Source organism: Leisingera sp. SA215, from assembly GCF_055902035.1.
This window is the reverse complement of sequence record NZ_JBVVXU010000001.1, coordinates 869,622-884,936: the sequence shown is the minus strand read 5'-3', so window position 1 is coordinate 884,936 and position 15,315 is coordinate 869,622. Positions and strand designations below refer to the sequence as shown.

16 protein-coding genes are annotated in these 15,315 nt (G+C 62.1%); 15 read left to right on the top strand and 1 reads right to left on the bottom strand.

Annotated features, from left to right (window positions below; genetic code table 11):
* Positions 1–9 precede the first annotated feature (9 nt).
* The 15 genes from AC0KW6_RS04265 to AC0KW6_RS04195 all read left to right on the top strand — a co-directional run bounded on the left by AC0KW6_RS04265 (position 10) and on the right by AC0KW6_RS04195 (position 14,675).
* The gene (locus tag AC0KW6_RS04265) at positions 10–414 is read left to right on the top strand and encodes a DUF5333 domain-containing protein (protein ID WP_323778725.1); all 405 of its coding nucleotides are present in this window, start codon (positions 10–12) and stop codon (positions 412–414) included.
* A gap of 3 nt (positions 415–417) precedes the next feature.
* A complete protein-coding gene (gene nuoG, locus AC0KW6_RS04260; RefSeq protein WP_474034175.1) occupies positions 418–2,442 on the top strand; it encodes an NADH-quinone oxidoreductase subunit NuoG in 2,025 nt (674 codons plus the stop codon).
* Positions 2,439–2,825 carry a hypothetical protein gene (locus tag AC0KW6_RS04255; RefSeq protein WP_323778730.1) on the top strand — a complete coding sequence of 129 codons (387 nt, stop codon included), beginning with the start codon at positions 2,439–2,441 and terminating at the stop codon, positions 2,823–2,825. The genes nuoG and AC0KW6_RS04255 overlap by 4 nt, the downstream gene beginning before the upstream one ends.
* Positions 2,826–2,831: 6 nt before the next feature.
* Positions 2,832–3,869 (top strand): NADH-quinone oxidoreductase subunit NuoH, encoded by a 1,038-nt coding sequence (gene nuoH, locus AC0KW6_RS04250; protein WP_474034173.1) that lies wholly within the window; start codon positions 2,832–2,834, stop codon positions 3,867–3,869.
* Positions 3,870–3,871: 2 nt separating this feature from the next.
* Entirely contained in the window at positions 3,872–4,339 is a 468-nt protein-coding gene (locus tag AC0KW6_RS04245) for a hypothetical protein (protein ID WP_474034172.1), read from the top strand.
* Entirely contained in the window at positions 4,336–4,830 is a 495-nt protein-coding gene (gene nuoI, locus AC0KW6_RS04240; protein WP_024090654.1) for an NADH-quinone oxidoreductase subunit NuoI, read from the top strand. The genes AC0KW6_RS04245 and nuoI overlap by 4 nt, the downstream gene beginning before the upstream one ends.
* A gap of 73 nt (positions 4,831–4,903) precedes the next feature.
* A complete protein-coding gene (locus tag AC0KW6_RS04235; RefSeq protein ID WP_323778732.1) occupies positions 4,904–5,338 on the top strand; it encodes a carboxymuconolactone decarboxylase family protein in 435 nt (144 codons plus the stop codon).
* Complete coding sequence (locus AC0KW6_RS04230) at positions 5,335–5,937, top strand: NADH-quinone oxidoreductase subunit J (RefSeq protein WP_024090651.1); 603 nt, start codon at positions 5,335–5,337, stop codon at positions 5,935–5,937. The genes AC0KW6_RS04235 and AC0KW6_RS04230 overlap by 4 nt, the downstream gene beginning before the upstream one ends.
* A 2-nt stretch (positions 5,938–5,939) precedes the next feature.
* Positions 5,940–6,245 carry an NADH-quinone oxidoreductase subunit NuoK gene (gene nuoK, locus AC0KW6_RS04225; RefSeq protein WP_024090650.1) on the top strand — a complete coding sequence of 102 codons (306 nt, stop codon included), beginning with the start codon at positions 5,940–5,942 and terminating at the stop codon, positions 6,243–6,245.
* A gap of 6 nt (positions 6,246–6,251) precedes the next feature.
* Positions 6,252–8,399 (top strand): NADH-quinone oxidoreductase subunit L, encoded by a 2,148-nt coding sequence (gene nuoL, locus AC0KW6_RS04220; protein WP_474034171.1) that lies wholly within the window; start codon positions 6,252–6,254, stop codon positions 8,397–8,399.
* Entirely contained in the window at positions 8,399–9,946 is a 1,548-nt protein-coding gene (locus AC0KW6_RS04215; protein WP_323778736.1) for an NADH-quinone oxidoreductase subunit M, read from the top strand. Before nuoL ends, AC0KW6_RS04215 begins: the two co-directional genes overlap by 1 nt.
* 15 nt (positions 9,947–9,961) lie before the next feature.
* The gene (nuoN, locus tag AC0KW6_RS04210) at positions 9,962–11,401 is read left to right on the top strand and encodes an NADH-quinone oxidoreductase subunit NuoN (RefSeq protein ID WP_474034170.1); all 1,440 of its coding nucleotides are present in this window, start codon (positions 9,962–9,964) and stop codon (positions 11,399–11,401) included.
* A gap of 68 nt (positions 11,402–11,469) precedes the next feature.
* Positions 11,470–12,216: a biotin--[acetyl-CoA-carboxylase] ligase gene (locus tag AC0KW6_RS04205; protein WP_323778740.1), complete on the top strand. Its 747-nt coding sequence runs from the start codon at positions 11,470–11,472 to the stop codon at positions 12,214–12,216.
* A gap of 12 nt (positions 12,217–12,228) precedes the next feature.
* The gene (locus AC0KW6_RS04200; RefSeq protein WP_323778742.1) at positions 12,229–13,011 is read left to right on the top strand and encodes a type III pantothenate kinase; all 783 of its coding nucleotides are present in this window, start codon (positions 12,229–12,231) and stop codon (positions 13,009–13,011) included.
* Complete coding sequence (locus AC0KW6_RS04195) at positions 13,008–14,675, top strand: ribonuclease J (protein ID WP_474034169.1); 1,668 nt, start codon at positions 13,008–13,010, stop codon at positions 14,673–14,675. Before AC0KW6_RS04200 ends, AC0KW6_RS04195 begins: the two co-directional genes overlap by 4 nt.
* A 254-nt stretch (positions 14,676–14,929) precedes the next feature.
* Here AC0KW6_RS04195 and AC0KW6_RS04190 read toward each other — a convergent pair whose 3' ends face one another.
* Positions 14,930–15,109, bottom strand: a complete 180-nt coding sequence (locus tag AC0KW6_RS04190; protein WP_323778746.1) for an RSP_7527 family protein — start codon at positions 15,107–15,109, stop codon at positions 14,930–14,932.
* Between the last annotated feature and the right edge of the window lie 206 nt (positions 15,110–15,315).

Genomic DNA, 15,315 nt, shown 5'->3' with positions numbered 1-15,315 from the left:
TTCTCCGCCATGCGCGCCCTGATTGCTGCTGCCCTGTCTGTCTTTGCTGCCCTGCCGGTCTCGGCACTGGCCAAACCGTCGCTGCGCGATGTTGCCGAAATCGAAAACCCGCTGTTTGCAGTGGCCGTGGCCAAGGAAGTCTCCGACCACTGCGACCGCCTTGCGCCGCGGTATTTCAAGGGAATGGGCGAGTTGCGCCGGCTCAAAGCGCGGGCGAATGAGCTGGGGTACTCGGACAGGGAAATCCGCGCCTACATCGGCTCGGACGCCGAAAAGGCCCGCATGCGCGCCAAGGGCGAGCAGTTGCTGGCGCAAAACGGCGTTTCTTACGAACAACCGGAAACCTTCTGCGCCTATGGCCGCGCGGAAATCGAAAAGAACAGCGCGATCGGCGTGTTACTGAGGGCGAAATAGACCATGTCTGACCTCCGCAAGATCAACATTGACGGAACCGAGATCGAGGTGGAAGGGGCGATGACCCTGATCCAGGCCTGTGAAGAGGCCGGTGTCGAGATCCCGCGCTTTTGCTATCACGAGCGCCTGTCGATTGCCGGCAACTGCCGTATGTGCCTTGTCGAGGTTGTCGGCGGCCCGCCCAAGCCCGCGGCCTCCTGCGCCATGCAGGTACGCGATCTGCGCCCCGGTCCCGAAGGCCAGGCGCCGCAAGTGAAAACCAACTCTCCGATGGTCAAGAAGGCCCGCGAAGGCGTGATGGAATTCATGCTGATCAACCACCCGCTGGATTGCCCGATCTGCGACCAGGGCGGCGAATGCGACCTGCAGGACCAGGCGATGGCCTATGGCCTGTCGGGCAGCCGCTTCAAGGAAGCCAAGCGCGCGGTGGACGATCTGGACCTCGGCCCGCTGGTGGACACCACCATGACCCGCTGCATCAGCTGCACCCGCTGCGTGCGCTTCACCACCGAAGTCGCCGGCATCCACCAGATGGGTCAAACGGGGCGCGGCGAGGATGCGGAGATCACCTCCTATCTGAACCAGACGCTGCAATCGAACCTGCAGGGCAATATCATCGACCTCTGCCCGGTCGGGGCTCTGACCTCCAAGCCTTACGCCTTCACCGCCCGTCCGTGGGAGCTGACCAAGACCGAAACCATCGACGTGATGGACGCGCTGGGGTCAAACATCCGGGTGGATACCAAGGGCCGCGAAGTGATGCGCATTTTGCCACGCAACCACGACGGCGTGAACGAGGAATGGATCAGCGACAAGACCCGCTTTGTCTGGGACGGGCTGCGCCGCCAGCGTCTGGACCGGCCCTATGTGCGCGTCGATGGCAAGCTGAAGCCCGCCACCTGGCCCGAGGCGCTGGCCGCCGCGGCCGCGGCGATGAAGGGCAAGAAGGTTGCGGGCCTGATCGGCGATCTGGCCCCGGTCGAGGCTGCCTTTGCGCTGAAGCAGCTGGTCGAAGGACTGGGCGGCAAGGTGGAATGCCGCACCGACAATGCCCGCCTGCCGATCAACGACCGCGCAGGCTATGCCGGCACCGCAACCATCGCGGATCTCGATGAGGCTGAGATGATCCTGCTGATCGGCACCAACCCGCGTGACGAAGCGCCGGTGCTGAACGCCCGCATCCGCAAGGCATGGGCGAATGGCGCCGAGGTGGCCCTGATCGGCCCCGCGGCCGATCTGACATACGAATATTACCACGCCGGCACCGGCCGCGATGCTCTCAGCGACATGATCGGCAAGGGTGTCCCGGAAGAAACCCGCGACAACAAGAAGACCGTCATCATTGTGGGGCAGGGCGCCCTGCGCGAGGCGGACGGCCTGGCAGTCATGGCCGCGGCCCAGAAGATGGCGGAACTTTCCGGTTCCAAGCTGTTGGTGCTGCACACTGCCGCCTCCCGTGTGGGCGCAATGGACGTCGGCGCTGTGACCGAAGGCGGCATCGAAGCGGCCATCGACGGGGCTGAGGTGATCTACAACCTCGGGGCTGATGAGGTGGAGATCGGCGCAGGCGCCTTTGTGATCTACCAGGGGTCCCACGGCGATCGCGGCGCGCACCGCGCCGACGTGATTCTGCCGGGCGCAGCCTATACCGAAGAAAACGGTTTGTTCGTGAACACCGAAGGCCGTCCGCAGTTGGCCATGCGTGCGAGCTTTGCGCCGGGCGAGGCCAAGGAAAACTGGGCAATCCTGCGCGCGCTGAGCGCCGAGGCGGACACCAAGCTGCCTTACGACTCGCTTGCCCAGCTGCGCCAGGCTTTGCTCGCAGAAGTCCCGCATCTGGCGCAAATCGACGAAGTGGCCGGGAAGGAAGGCGAGCCGCTGGAACAGGACAAGCTTGGCAGCGCCGATTTCCTGCCGGCAATCAAGGACTTCTATCTGACCAACCCGATTGCCCGCGCCTCGAAGCTGATGGCGGAATTGTCGGCCGGCGTCAAAGCCCGCGAAACCGGGGCAATGGCCGCCGAATGATCCGCCTTGCCCTCATAACACCGCTGCTGCTGGCCGCCTGCGCAATGGCGCCCGGCAGCGATGGTGCGCGGCCTGCCCCTGTGTATGAAGGGGTGGAAACCAGCCTGCTGGAGGGCAATCTGGTGCAATTTCACGTCTCCATACGCGGAACTGCCGTGCAGGAAGACCTGGATAACTATGCGGAATGTGCCGCCGCGCAATACGCGCTGATCCGGGGATACGGATTTGCGCGCCATGTGCGCACAACAATGAAACAGGCAGGGAGCAGCCGGACCGCCGATGCGGTCTATCTGATTTCGCCCTCTCTGCCGCGCGGGCTGCGCACCATCGACGCCGAAGTCGTGGTTGCCGATTGCGCGGCGAACGGAATACCCACGGTGTGAGGACCTATGGCTGATTTCTTTAACACTCCAGGCGGCATCGCTGTTCTGATCCTGGCGCAAGTGCTTGCAGTTGTTGCCTTTGTGATGATCTCGCTCCTGTTCCTCGTCTACGGGGACCGCAAGATCTGGGCCGCGGTCCAGATGCGCCGGGGGCCCAATGTGGTGGGTGTCTTCGGCCTGCTGCAATCGGTGGCTGACGCGCTGAAATACGTGGTCAAGGAAGTGGTGATCCCGGCCGGTTCCGACCGCGCCGTGTTCATCCTGGCACCGCTGACATCCTTTGTGCTGGCGATGATCGCCTGGGCGGTGATCCCCTTTAACGACGGCTGGGTGCTCAGCGACATCAACGTCGCCATCCTTTACGTCTTCGCGGTCTCCTCGCTTGAGGTCTACGGCGTCATCATGGGCGGCTGGGCGTCGAACTCGAAATACCCGTTCCTCGGCAGCTTGCGCTCGGCGGCGCAGATGATTTCCTACGAAGTGTCGCTGGGCCTGATCATCATCGGCATTATCATCTCTACCGGATCGATGAACTTTGGCGACATCGTACGGGCGCAGGATGGCGACCTGGGGCTGTTGAACTGGTACTGGATCCCGCATTTCCCGATGGTGTTCCTGTTCTTCATCTCGGCGCTGGCAGAAACCAACCGCCCGCCGTTCGATCTGCCGGAAGCGGAATCGGAGCTGGTCGCGGGCTACCAGGTGGAATATTCGGCAACCCCGTTCCTGTTGTTCATGGCCGGTGAATACATTGCCATCTTCCTGATGTGCGCGCTGACGTCGCTGTTGTTCTTCGGCGGCTGGCTGTCCCCGATCCCGGGCCTGCCCGATGGCGTGTTGTGGATGGTCGGCAAGATGGCGTTCTTCTTCTTCCTCTTCGCAATGGTCAAGGCAATCACCCCGCGCTACCGGTATGACCAGCTGATGCGCCTGGGCTGGAAAGTATTCCTGCCGTTCTCGCTGGCCTGGGTGGTCTTCGTGTCCTTTGCTGCAAAATTCGACTGGTTCTGGGGCATCTTCGCCCGCTGGACCGTGGGAGGCTAATGGTGAAGAAAACACTTTTCGCCATTCTGGCGGTCGTTTCGCAAATCGGGCCGGTTTGGGCCGGCGAACTTACATGTAACTCGATGTCCGACAAATTGACCGAGATGGATCCGAGTTTGGTCAAAGCTTGGGGCAAGAGTAAAGGCCTTGCCAGCGGTTCCGATCTGCGGCAGTTCGATGGGCGGCTCATGTTCACCGTGGCGCTGTTTTCCCAAGCGGGATGCCAGCTTTCGGGGACTGATCAGTGCAGAACCGGACTGCCCAAAGAGCGGGAGTATTGGCTTGAGACCTATTACCTCTCTGGTTTGCTTTTGAATTGTTTCGAAGGGGATGCGGCGGGCTTTACTGACGCCAGCCTTGACCTTTGGAAGGAGTTCGAAACGGCTGCACCCTTTGCCAAGCGGACGCAATTGGCAGCGAGGGCGGCTTCCGAGCTGGGCATACAAATCAATTTTGAGGTGCAGCAATGACTCAAATCGACTACACCCGCGCCGCCAAATACTTCCTGCTGCAGGATTTCTGGGTCGGCTTCAAACTGGGGCTGAAGTATTTCTTTGCCCCCAAGGCCACCTTGAACTACCCGCACGAAAAGGGCCCGCTGTCGCCCCGCTTCCGCGGTGAGCACGCGCTGCGCCGCTACCCGAACGGCGAGGAGCGCTGCATTGCTTGTAAACTCTGCGAGGCGGTCTGCCCGGCGCAGGCGATCACCATCGACGCGGAACCGCGCGAGGACGGCAGCCGCCGCACAACGCGTTATGACATCGACATGACCAAATGCATCTACTGCGGCTTCTGCCAGGAAGCCTGCCCGGTGGATGCAATTGTCGAGGGGCCGAACTTCGAGTTTGCCACCGAGACCCGGGAAGAGCTGTTCTATGACAAGGACAAGCTGCTGGCCAACGGCGACCGCTGGGAAGCCGAGATTGCCCGCAACCTGGAAATCGACGCACCGTACCGATGACGGACGCGTGCAAAAATTTTCAGATAACTTTTGCCAAGAATTTCACTGAAATTTCTTGGCCGGAGGAGACGACATGACCAAACAGCCGCCCAATCCGTTTGAAGCCATGATGGAACAGATGCAGACCCAGGCGCAGGAGATGGCCAAGGCGTTCAATCCGGCGCTGGAGAATTTCTCGCCCTCTGAGGCGTTCAAGGAGTTCGAGGCGCTGTGGCCCACCATGCCCAAAGAGGTCATGGAAATGATGTTCGGCAACACCGTCAACAAGGACGGGCTGGATGCCAAGACCCGGCTGCTGCTGACCCTGGCCGGGCTCACGATGCAAGGCGCGCAGGCGGATTCAGCCGTGCGCCAGACCGTGCGCCACGCTCTGGCAGCGGGGGCAAAGAAACAAGAGATCGTGGAAACGATCGGACAGATGTCGGTCTTTGCCGGCATTCCGGCCATGAACCGGGCGCTGGATCTGGCGCAGGGAGTCATGGACGACAACAAGGACGATGAGACATGAGCGTTTTTGCCTTCTACCTCTTCGCCGTCAGCGCCATCACCGGCGGGCTGTTCACCGTGATCAGCCGACAGCCGGTCCATTCGGTGCTGTGGCTGATCCTGGCCTTTATCTCCTCGGCCGGGCTGTTTGTGCTCTTGGGGGCGGAATTTGTCGCCATGCTGCTGATCATTGTCTACGTGGGGGCCGTTGCGGTGCTGTTCCTGTTCGTGGTGATGATGCTGGATGTGGACTTTGCCGCGCTCAAGGCCGAGATGGCGCGGTACCTGCCGCTGGCGCTGCTGATCGGCCTGGTGATCCTGATGCAGTTCGTGATGGCCTTCGGCGTCTGGGAAACCGCGCATAAGGCGCCTGAGCTGCTGGCCAACCCGGTGCCCGCCGACCGCCACAACACCGAGGCCCTGGGCCTCATCATCTATGACCAATATTTTCTTTTGTTCCAGCTGTCAGGCCTGATCCTGCTGGTGGCGATGATCGGTGCCATTGTGCTGACCCTGCGCCACCGCACCGACGTCAAGCGCCAGAACGTGGTCGCCCAGATGATGCGCGACCCGGCCGTTGCGATGGAGCTGAAGGACGTGAAACCGGGGCAGGGGCTTTGAGCATGATCGGACTTGAACATTATCTGACCGTCGCGGCGACGCTGTTCGTCATCGGCATCTTCGGGCTCTTCCTGAACCGCAAGAACGTGATCATCCTGTTGATGAGCATCGAACTGATGCTGCTGGCGGTGAACATCAACCTGGTCGCCTTCTCGTCCTTCCTGGGCGATCTGGTGGGGCAGGTCTTTACCCTGTTCGTGCTGACCGTGGCTGCCGCCGAGGCCGCCATCGGCCTGGCGATCCTGGTCTGCTTCTTCCGCAACCGCGGCAGTATCGCCGTCGAAGACGTCAACGTGATGAAGGGCTGAAGAATCATGGAAACCATCCTCCTCTTTGCCCCGCTGGCGGGGGCCATCATCTGCGGCTTCGGCTGGAAATTCATCGGTGAAAAAGCCGCCACGGTGACCGCCACGGCGCTGTTGTTCCTGGCGGCCCTGCTCAGCTGGATCATCTTCCTGTCGTTCGACGGGGTGACCCAGAACATCGAAATCTTCCGCTGGATCGAAAGCGGCTCGCTGTCGACCTCCTGGGCAATCCGGCTGGACCGGCTGACCGCGATCATGCTGATCGTGATCACCACCGTGTCCAGCCTCGTGCATCTCTATTCCTTCGGCTACATGGACCACGACCCGCAGTGGAAAGAAGGTGAAAGCTACAAGCCGCGCTTCTTTGCGTATCTGTCGTTCTTCACCTTCGCGATGCTGATGCTGGTGACCTCTGACAATCTGGTGCAGATGTTCTTCGGCTGGGAAGGCGTCGGCGTGGCGTCTTATCTGCTGATCGGCTTCTACTACCGCAAGCCAAGCGCAAATGCGGCGGCGATGAAGGCCTTTATCGTCAACCGGGTTGGTGACTTTGGCTTTGCGCTGGGGATTTTCGGCCTGTTCTTCTTGACCGACAGCATCAACCTCGCCGACATCTTTGCCGCGGCGCCCACGCTGGCGGAAACCCAGGTCTCCTTCCTGTGGAGCGAATGGAATGCGGCCAACCTGATTGCCTTCCTGCTGTTTGTCGGTGCGATGGGCAAATCGGCGCAGCTGCTGCTGCACACCTGGCTGCCGGACGCAATGGAAGGCCCGACCCCGGTGTCGGCGCTGATCCATGCCGCAACCATGGTGACCGCAGGTGTGTTCCTGGTCTGCCGGATGTCGCCGCTGATGGAGTTTGCGCCCGAGGCTGCGGCCTTCATCACCGTGATCGGCGCCGCGACGGCATTCTTTGCGGCAACCGTGGGCCTGGTGCAAAACGACATCAAGCGGGTGATCGCCTATTCGACCTGTTCGCAGCTGGGCTACATGTTCGTGGCTGCGGGCGTGGGCATGTATTCGGCAGCGATGTTCCACCTGTTCACCCACGCCTTCTTCAAGGCGATGCTGTTCCTGGGTGCCGGGTCGGTGATCCACGCGATGCACCACGAGCAGGACATGCGCAACTATGGCGCCCTGCGCAAGAAGATCCCCTATACCTTTGCCGCGATGATGATCGGCACCCTGGCCATCACCGGCGTCGGCATTCCGCTGAGCGGCTGGGTGGGCTTTGCCGGTTTCGTCTCCAAGGACGCCATCATCGAAAGCGCCTATGCCGGCGGCTCGATGTTCGGCTTTTGGGCGCTGGTGATCGCGGCCTTCATGACCTCGTTCTATTCCTGGCGCCTGATGTTCATGACGTTCTACGGCGAGGCCCGCGGCGACAAGCACACCCACAGCCATGCACATGAAAGCCCCTGGACCATGCTGGTGCCGCTGGGCGTGCTGGCGGTGGGTTCAGTTACCGCAGGCATGATCTGGTACAGCAGCTTTTTCGGCCACGCTGATCAGGTCGGCAAGTTCTACGGCATCCCGGTGGCGGAAGCCTCCGCCACGGCACATGGCGACGCCGCCGGTCACGGCGCGGAAGCTGCGCTGGCTGACGACGCTGCACACGGTGAAGCCGCTGCACACGGTGATGCGGCAGCCCACGGTGAAACCGGGGCCGAAGATGAGCACCACTACGTGTTTGCCGGCCAGCCGGGCGAGGGCGGGATCTACATCGGCAAGGACAACCATATCCTGGAGGAAGCCCACGCGGCGCCGAAATGGGTGAAACTGTCCCCCTTCATCGCGATGCTGGGCGGCCTGGTGCTGGCGCTGTGGTTCTACATCTGGACCCCGTCGCTGCCGGGCCGTCTGGCCGCGCAGCAGCGCCCGCTGTACCTGTTTCTCCTGAACAAGTGGTATTTTGACGAGATCTACAATGTGATCTTCGTCAAACCCGCCCTGGCCCTGGGCCGTTTCTTGTGGAGACGCGGCGACGGTGGCACCATCGACGGCTTCCTGAACGGTCTGGCGATGGGGGTTGTTCCCTTCTTCACCCGTCTCGCTGGACGCGCACAGTCCGGTTACATCTTCACTTATGCCTTCTGGATGGTGCTGGGCATCGCAGCTCTGGTCACCTGGATGTCGATCGGCGGAGGAACGCACTGATGGACAATCTCCTTTCTATTGTCACCTTCATCCCGGCGCTTGCGGCGGCCATCCTGGCCCTGTTCCTGCGCGGTGAGGATAAGGCGGCGCAGCGCAACGCCAAATATGTTGCGCTGTTTGCCACAACGATCACCTTTCTGGTGAGCCTTGGCATCTATTTCGAGTTCGACGCCGCCAACACCGGCTTTCAGTTTGTGGAAGAGGCCGAGTGGATCTTCGGCTTCAAGTACAAGATGGGGGTCGACGGCATCTCGGTGCTGTTTGTAATGCTGACCACCTTCATCATGCCGCTGACCATTCTGGCCAGCTGGAGCGTCACCGACCGGGTCAAGGAATACATGATCGCTTTCCTGCTCTTGGAGACCCTGATGCTGGGCGTCTTCATGGCGCTGGATCTGGTGCTGTTCTACCTGTTCTTCGAGGCGGGTCTTATCCCGATGTTCCTGATCATCGGGATCTGGGGCGGCAAGGAGCGGATCTACGCCTCCTTCAAGTTCTTCCTCTACACCTTCTTCGGCTCGGTGCTGATGCTGGTGGCGATGGTGTTCATGTATGTGGATGCCGGCACCACCGATATCGAATCCCTGCTGACCCACAGCTTCTCGGCGGCGTCCTTTGACGTGCTGGGCATCCACATTGTGGGCGGCGCCCAGACGCTGATGTTCCTGGCCTTCTTTGCCTCCTTCGCGGTGAAGATGCCGATGTGGCCGGTGCACACCTGGCTGCCGGATGCGCATGTGCAGGCGCCGACTGCCGGTTCTGTGGTGCTGGCGGCGATCCTGCTGAAAATGGGCGGCTATGGATTTCTGCGGTTTTCGCTGCCGATGTTCCCGGTCGGCGCGGATGTGATGACCGATGTGGTCTTGTGGATGTCGGCCATCGCGGTGGTCTACACCTCGCTGGTGGCAATGGTGCAGGAAGACATGAAAAAGCTGATCGCCTATTCCTCGGTTGCGCACATGGGGTTCGTTACCATGGGGATCTTTGCCGCCAACCAGCAGGGCATCGACGGCGCCATCTTCCAGATGCTGAGCCACGGCTTCATCTCCGCCGCGCTCTTTCTTTGCGTCGGGGTGATCTATGACCGTATGCACACCCGCGACATCGACGCCTATGGCGGTCTGGTGATCCGGATGCCGGCCTACGCTCTGGTGTTCATGTTCTTCACCATGGGCAACGTCGGCCTGCCGGGCACCTCTGGCTTTGTCGGTGAATTCCTGACCCTGATGGGCGCCTTCCAGAAAAACACCTGGGTGACCGCAGTGGCGGCAACCGGGGTGATCTTCTCGGCTGGCTATGCGCTGTGGCTCTACCGCCGGGTGGTGTTCGGCGATCTGATCAAGGGCAGCCTGGCCGGCATCCGCGACATGTCCGCCCGCGAACGCTTTGTCTTTGCGCCGCTGGTTGTCATGACCCTGCTGCTGGGGGTCTATCCGTCCCTGGTCACCGACGTCATCGCGCCCTCGACCGAGGCGCTGATTGCAAACTTCAACCAGTCTCTGGCAGCGGCCGACACCTCGGCAGCCACCCAGATTGCTTCGCATTAAGGGAGCATCAGGCAGATGATCCAAGCTGATCTTACTGTAATCCTGCCAGAGATCGTTCTGGCAGTCTACGCGATGGGCGCGCTTTTGGGTGCGGTCTACACCAGCAAGGACAAGCTGGCCTCCCCGATGGTCTGGACCACCGCGGCGCTGCTGGCGGCGGTGGCCTTCTGGATCGCGGCCAGCCCGGCCACCACCCAGACTGCTTTCAACGGCATGTTCGTTAACGACGGCTTTGCCCGCTTTGCCAAGGTGGCGCTGCTGCTGGGCGCGGCTGCCGTGCTGCTGATCGGCCGGGAATACATGGCGCGCCGCGGCATCCTGCGGTTCGAATACCCGGTCCTGGTGGCGCTGGCCGCTGTTGGCATGATGATGATGGTCTCCGCCGGCGACCTGATGTCGCTCTATATGGGGCTGGAGCTTCAGTCTCTGTCGCTCTACGTCGTGGCCGCCATGCGCCGCGACAGCGTCAAGTCGACCGAAGCGGGGCTCAAGTACTTTGTGCTGGGCGCCCTATCCTCGGGCCTGCTGCTGTACGGCGCCTCGCTGGTTTACGGCTTTGCCGGCACCACCCAGTTCGCGGGCATCATCCAAGTCGCCGAGCAGGGCCATATGTCCATTGGCATGCTGTTCGGCCTGGTGTTCATGATCTCGGGGCTCGCCTTCAAGGTCTCCGCGGTGCCTTTCCACATGTGGACCCCGGACGTCTATGAGGGCGCGCCGACCCCGGTCACCGCCTTCTTTGCCACCGCGCCCAAGGTTGCGGCGATGGGCCTGTTTGCCCGGGTGCTGCATGATGCCTTCGGCGGTGCCATCGCCGACTGGCAGCAGATCATCGTGGTGCTGTCGGTGCTGTCGATGTTCCTTGGCGCCATTGCCGCCATCGGCCAGCGCGACATCAAGCGCCTGATGGCCTTTTCGTCGATTGCCCATATGGGCTATGCGATGATCGGCCTGGCAGCGGGCACCGAACAGGGCGTCACTGCGATGCTGGTGTATCTGGCGATCTACGTCACCATGAACATCGGTACGTTCTCTTTCATCCTGATGCTGGAGAAAGACGGCAAGCCTGTGACTGATATCATGGCGCTGAACCAGTTCGCCGCACGCGAGCCGGGCAAGGCGCTGGCGGTGCTGATCCTGATGTTCTCGCTGGCCGGGGTGCCGCCGATGCTGGGCTTCTTTGCCAAGCTGGGCGTCTGGCAGGCGGGTGTCGACGCCGGCCTTATGGGGCTGGTCATTGCCTCTGCTGTGGCTTCGGTGATCGGTGCGTTCTACTACATCCGCATCGTCTTCTACATGTACTTCGGTACCGGCGAGGACGACGTCGAGGCGCAGGGATCACCGATCCTGGGCGTGGCGCTGATGGCCTCTGCTGCGCTGATGCTGGTGGGCGTGGTTTACCAGTTCGGCATCGATGGCGCAGCAGCTGCTGCCGCAGCAACCCTTGTAAATTGATCTGCTTTTCAGGCAGGCTGACAAGGCCCGGTCTTGTGACCGGGCCTTTCGGCATTTAAGGAGCGCGTATGAGCTGGCCAGCAGGATATGGAAAACGGGTGCTTGCCGAGGTCGACAGCACCCTGAACGAGGCCGCCCGCATTGCCGGGGAACTGGCAGGCCCCGAGTGGATCCTGGCGCTGCGGCAAACCCAAGGACGGGGACGCCGCGGCCGCGACTGGAAAGACCCCAAGGGGAATTTCGCCGCCACCCTGGTGATGCGCCCCCAAGGCGCCCCGGATCAGGCAGCGCTGCGCAGCTTCGTGGCGGCGCTGGCGGTCTATGACGCTTGTGTCGCGGTCACCGGACGCAGCGAGGGGCTGTCGCTGAAATGGCCCAATGACGTGCTTCTGAAGGGCGGCAAGCTGGCAGGCATTCTGCTGGAAAGTGCGGGAAACGGGCAGGGGGTCAACCACCTGTATGTCGGCATTGGCGTCAACCTGGTGGAAACCCCGATGAAGGAATGGCTGGAACCCGGTGCCGTCTGGCCGGTGTCGCTGCTGTCGGAAACCGGGGTGCAGGTCACCCCTGAGGAGTTCCTGGAGGCCGTTGCAGAAGCCTTTGCCCGCCATGAGCAGCAGTTCACCACCTATGGATTCGAGCCGATCCGCACCGCCTGGCTGGAGCGGGCGGCGAAACTGGGAGAGGTGATCACCGCCCGCACCGCCAGTTCCGAGACCGAAGGCACCTTTGAAACGGTGGACGGCAGCGGCAACCTTGTCCTAAACACTGCCAAGGGCCGCGTGAGCATTCCCGCGGCCGACATCTATTTTTAGGAAGGGGCAGAAATGCTTCTGGCAGTTGACTGCGGCAATACCAATACCGTCTTCTCGATCTATGACGGCGAGAAGTTCGTTGGCCTGTGGCGCACCGCCACCGACTGGCAGCGCACCGCCGACCAATACTATGTCTGGCTCAACACGCTGATGCGGCTGCAGGGGATCGAGGCGGATATCACCGACATGATCATCTCCTCCACCGTGCCGCGGGTGGTGTTCAATCTGCGTGTGCTCGCCGACCGCTATTTCAACACACGTCCCTTGGTGGTGGGAAAGCCCGGCTGCCTGCTGCCCGTCGCGGTGCGGGTGGACGAAGGCACCGCCGTCGGCCCTGACCGGCTGGTCAATACGGTGTCCGGCTTTGACCTTTATGGCGGCAATCTGATCGTGGTGGATTTCGGCACCGCAACAACATTTGATGTGGTGGCCGAGGATGGCGCCTATGTCGGGGGGGTGATTGCGCCCGGCGTGAACCTGAGCCTGGAGGCACTGCACCAGGCTGCCGCCGCCTTGCCGCATGTGGACATCACCAAACCTGAAAATGTCATCGGCACCAATACCGTCGCCTGCATGCAGTCCGGCGTTTTCTGGGGCTATGTCGGCCTCGTCCGCGAGATCTGCACCCAAATCAAGGCGGAACGCGGCGTGGCGATGAAAGTTATCTCGACAGGCGGGCTGGCGCCTTTGTTCCAGCAATCTGCTGATCTGTTCGACGCATTCGAGGACGACCTCACCATGCATGGCCTGCAGATCATTCATAAATACAACAAGGATAATGGTACTGACGCATGAGCAGTGAAAGATTGATCTACCTGCCCCTCGGCGGGGCGGGTGAAATTGGCATGAATGCCTATGTCTATGGCTACGGGCCAAAGGACAAGGAACGTTTGATCCTGGTCGACCTGGGCGTGACATTCCCCGATATGGACACCACCCCCGGCGTTGATCTGATCATGCCGGACATCACCTGGCTGAAGGAGCGTGTTGACCGGCTGGAGGGGATTTTCGTCACCCACGGGCATGAGGACCACATCGGCGCCATCGCGCATATGTATTCCAGCCTGAACGTGCCGGTCTACGCCCGCGCCTTTACCGCCAATCTGGCGCGGCGCAAGATGGAGGAAGCGGGCCACGATCCGGCGGCGGTGCACATCGTGCAGGCCTGGCCGGAAACCACCAAACTCGGACCGTTCACCATTGGCGTGGCACCGATGAGCCACTCGATCCCGGAAAGCGGCGCGCTGGTGATCGACAGCCCGGCAGGGCGGGTGGTGCATACCGGCGATTTCAAGCTGGACGCGAACCCGCTGGTCGGCGAACCCTTCGACCCGGAGATGTGGACGGAGATCGCAAAGGACGGCATCCAGGCGCTGGTCTGCGATTCCACCAATGTGTTCTCCCCCCATCCGGGCCGCTCGGAATCAGATCTTCCGGATGAGATCACCCGGTTGATCTCCGAGGCCAAGGGGCTGGTGGCCGCGACCACTTTTGCCTCCAACGTGGCGCGGGTGAAAACCCTGGCCGAGGCCGGCGTCCGGGCCGGGCGCTCCATTGTGCTGCTGGGCCGGGCGATGCGCCGGATGATTGAGGCTGCGGCGGAAACCGGCGTGCTGCGGGACTTCCCCAAGGTGATCAGCCCGGAGGACGCAAACAATGTGCCGCGCGACAACCTGATGCTGATCATAACCGGCAGCCAGGGGGAGCGCCGTGCCGCCTCGGCGCAGCTGGCGCGCGGCAAATACCGCGGCCTGGAGCTGAAGGAGGGCGACACCTTCCTGTTCTCCTCCAAGACCATCCCGGGCAACGAACGGGGCGTGATCCGCATTATCAACCAGTTTTCGGAAATGGGCGTGGATGTGGTTGACGACAGCTCCGGCCTTTACCATGTGTCGGGGCATGCCAATGGGCCGGATCTGGAAACCATGCATACCCTGCTGAAGCCCAGGATGCTGGTGCCGATGCACGGCGAGCACCGCCACCTGCGGCAGCACGCCCGTCTGGGCGAGGCAAAGGGCATTGCCAGCGCAGTTGTGGTCAACGGCATGATGATGGACCTGACCGGCGATGCGCCCGAACCGGCCGGCTATGTCGATACCGGCCGCACCTATCTGGACGGATCTGTCAAATACGGTGCCATGGACGGTGTTGTCCGCGACCGTATCCGCATGGCGCTGAACGGCCATGTGGTGGTGACGGTGCTGCTGGACGAGGAAGACGAGCCGCTGGGCGAGCCCTGGTGCGACGTCAAGGGCCTGCCTGAGACCGGCAGTTCCAACGCTGCCCTGGTCGAGGTGATGGAAGAGGATCTGAACCAGTTCCTGATGCGTGCCGGTGCCAAGACGCTGCGCGACGAGGACAAGCTGGAACAGGAACTGCGCCGCATTGCCCGTCAAAGCGCCCATAACGAGATCGGCAAAAAACCCGAAGTGACGGTGGTGGTCAGCCGCATGCGCTGAAGCGCAGCCCAAAGAGCGCGCCGCGGTTTGCCGCGCAGATTGCGCGCCTGGAAAATCCGCGCCGGGCGGGGCTCTCCCGCCTGGCCCGTGCCGCATCATGGATGCAGCAGGCCCCGTTGGGCCAGGCGCCGCGGACCCTGGCGGTTCCGCGGCGCTGCCGCAGAACAGCAGCGGAAGACTCAATAACGCCGCGGCCTTGCGAGGCACGCGGCGTTCTCAATCCGGATGCCGCTCCGGCGGCAGCGGCGGCTGGTTCAGCCGTGCAGCGGGCGGGCGCAGCTGGGGCAGGAAACAACCTTGCGCGGGGCGCTGAACACGGCGCGGAACAGGCGCCGCATCAGGCTGGCAAAAGCCTCGGCACGCAGCTCATGGGCGCGGGCTTCGATGGCTTGGAGTTGTGCAATGGTCAGGGTGTTGGTGTCGGTGGTGTTCATGGCGAAGCCCATCTTCAATCGCGTTACAGTGTTGCGGAAGCAATACGCCTGTCTGCGCGGATTGACGCCAGCCAAGATCGAAGACCCGTTATGCTGCAAGTGCAAAGGTCGCTATGCTGCAGCCGGAGGGCGGGGCGCCCTTCCGCAGCCGCAAAGAAAAAGGCCGCCCCGAAGAGGAGCGGCCTGCAAAGCGTCAAGCGGTGCCG

Coding starts and splice junctions, on each gene's coding strand:
- AC0KW6_RS04195 (WP_474034169.1), top strand. CDS start 13,008: ATGAGCAGTGAAAGATTGATCTACCTGCCCCTCGGCGGGGCGGGTGAA.
- nuoH (WP_474034173.1), top strand. CDS start 2,832: ATGGCTGATTTCTTTAACACTCCAGGCGGCATCGCTGTTCTGATCCTG.
- nuoI (WP_024090654.1), top strand. CDS start 4,336: ATGACTCAAATCGACTACACCCGCGCCGCCAAATACTTCCTGCTGCAG.
- nuoK (WP_024090650.1), top strand. CDS start 5,940: ATGATCGGACTTGAACATTATCTGACCGTCGCGGCGACGCTGTTCGTC.
- nuoL (WP_474034171.1), top strand. CDS start 6,252: ATGGAAACCATCCTCCTCTTTGCCCCGCTGGCGGGGGCCATCATCTGC.
- AC0KW6_RS04265 (WP_323778725.1), top strand. CDS start 10: ATGCGCGCCCTGATTGCTGCTGCCCTGTCTGTCTTTGCTGCCCTGCCG.
- AC0KW6_RS04205 (WP_323778740.1), top strand. CDS start 11,470: ATGAGCTGGCCAGCAGGATATGGAAAACGGGTGCTTGCCGAGGTCGAC.
- AC0KW6_RS04200 (WP_323778742.1), top strand. CDS start 12,229: ATGCTTCTGGCAGTTGACTGCGGCAATACCAATACCGTCTTCTCGATC.
- AC0KW6_RS04230 (WP_024090651.1), top strand. CDS start 5,335: ATGAGCGTTTTTGCCTTCTACCTCTTCGCCGTCAGCGCCATCACCGGC.
- AC0KW6_RS04255 (WP_323778730.1), top strand. CDS start 2,439: ATGATCCGCCTTGCCCTCATAACACCGCTGCTGCTGGCCGCCTGCGCA.
- AC0KW6_RS04235 (WP_323778732.1), top strand. CDS start 4,904: ATGACCAAACAGCCGCCCAATCCGTTTGAAGCCATGATGGAACAGATG.
- AC0KW6_RS04190 (WP_323778746.1), bottom strand. CDS start 15,109: ATGAACACCACCGACACCAACACCCTGACCATTGCACAACTCCAAGCC.
- AC0KW6_RS04215 (WP_323778736.1), top strand. CDS start 8,399: ATGGACAATCTCCTTTCTATTGTCACCTTCATCCCGGCGCTTGCGGCG.
- nuoN (WP_474034170.1), top strand. CDS start 9,962: ATGATCCAAGCTGATCTTACTGTAATCCTGCCAGAGATCGTTCTGGCA.
- nuoG (WP_474034175.1), top strand. CDS start 418: ATGTCTGACCTCCGCAAGATCAACATTGACGGAACCGAGATCGAGGTG.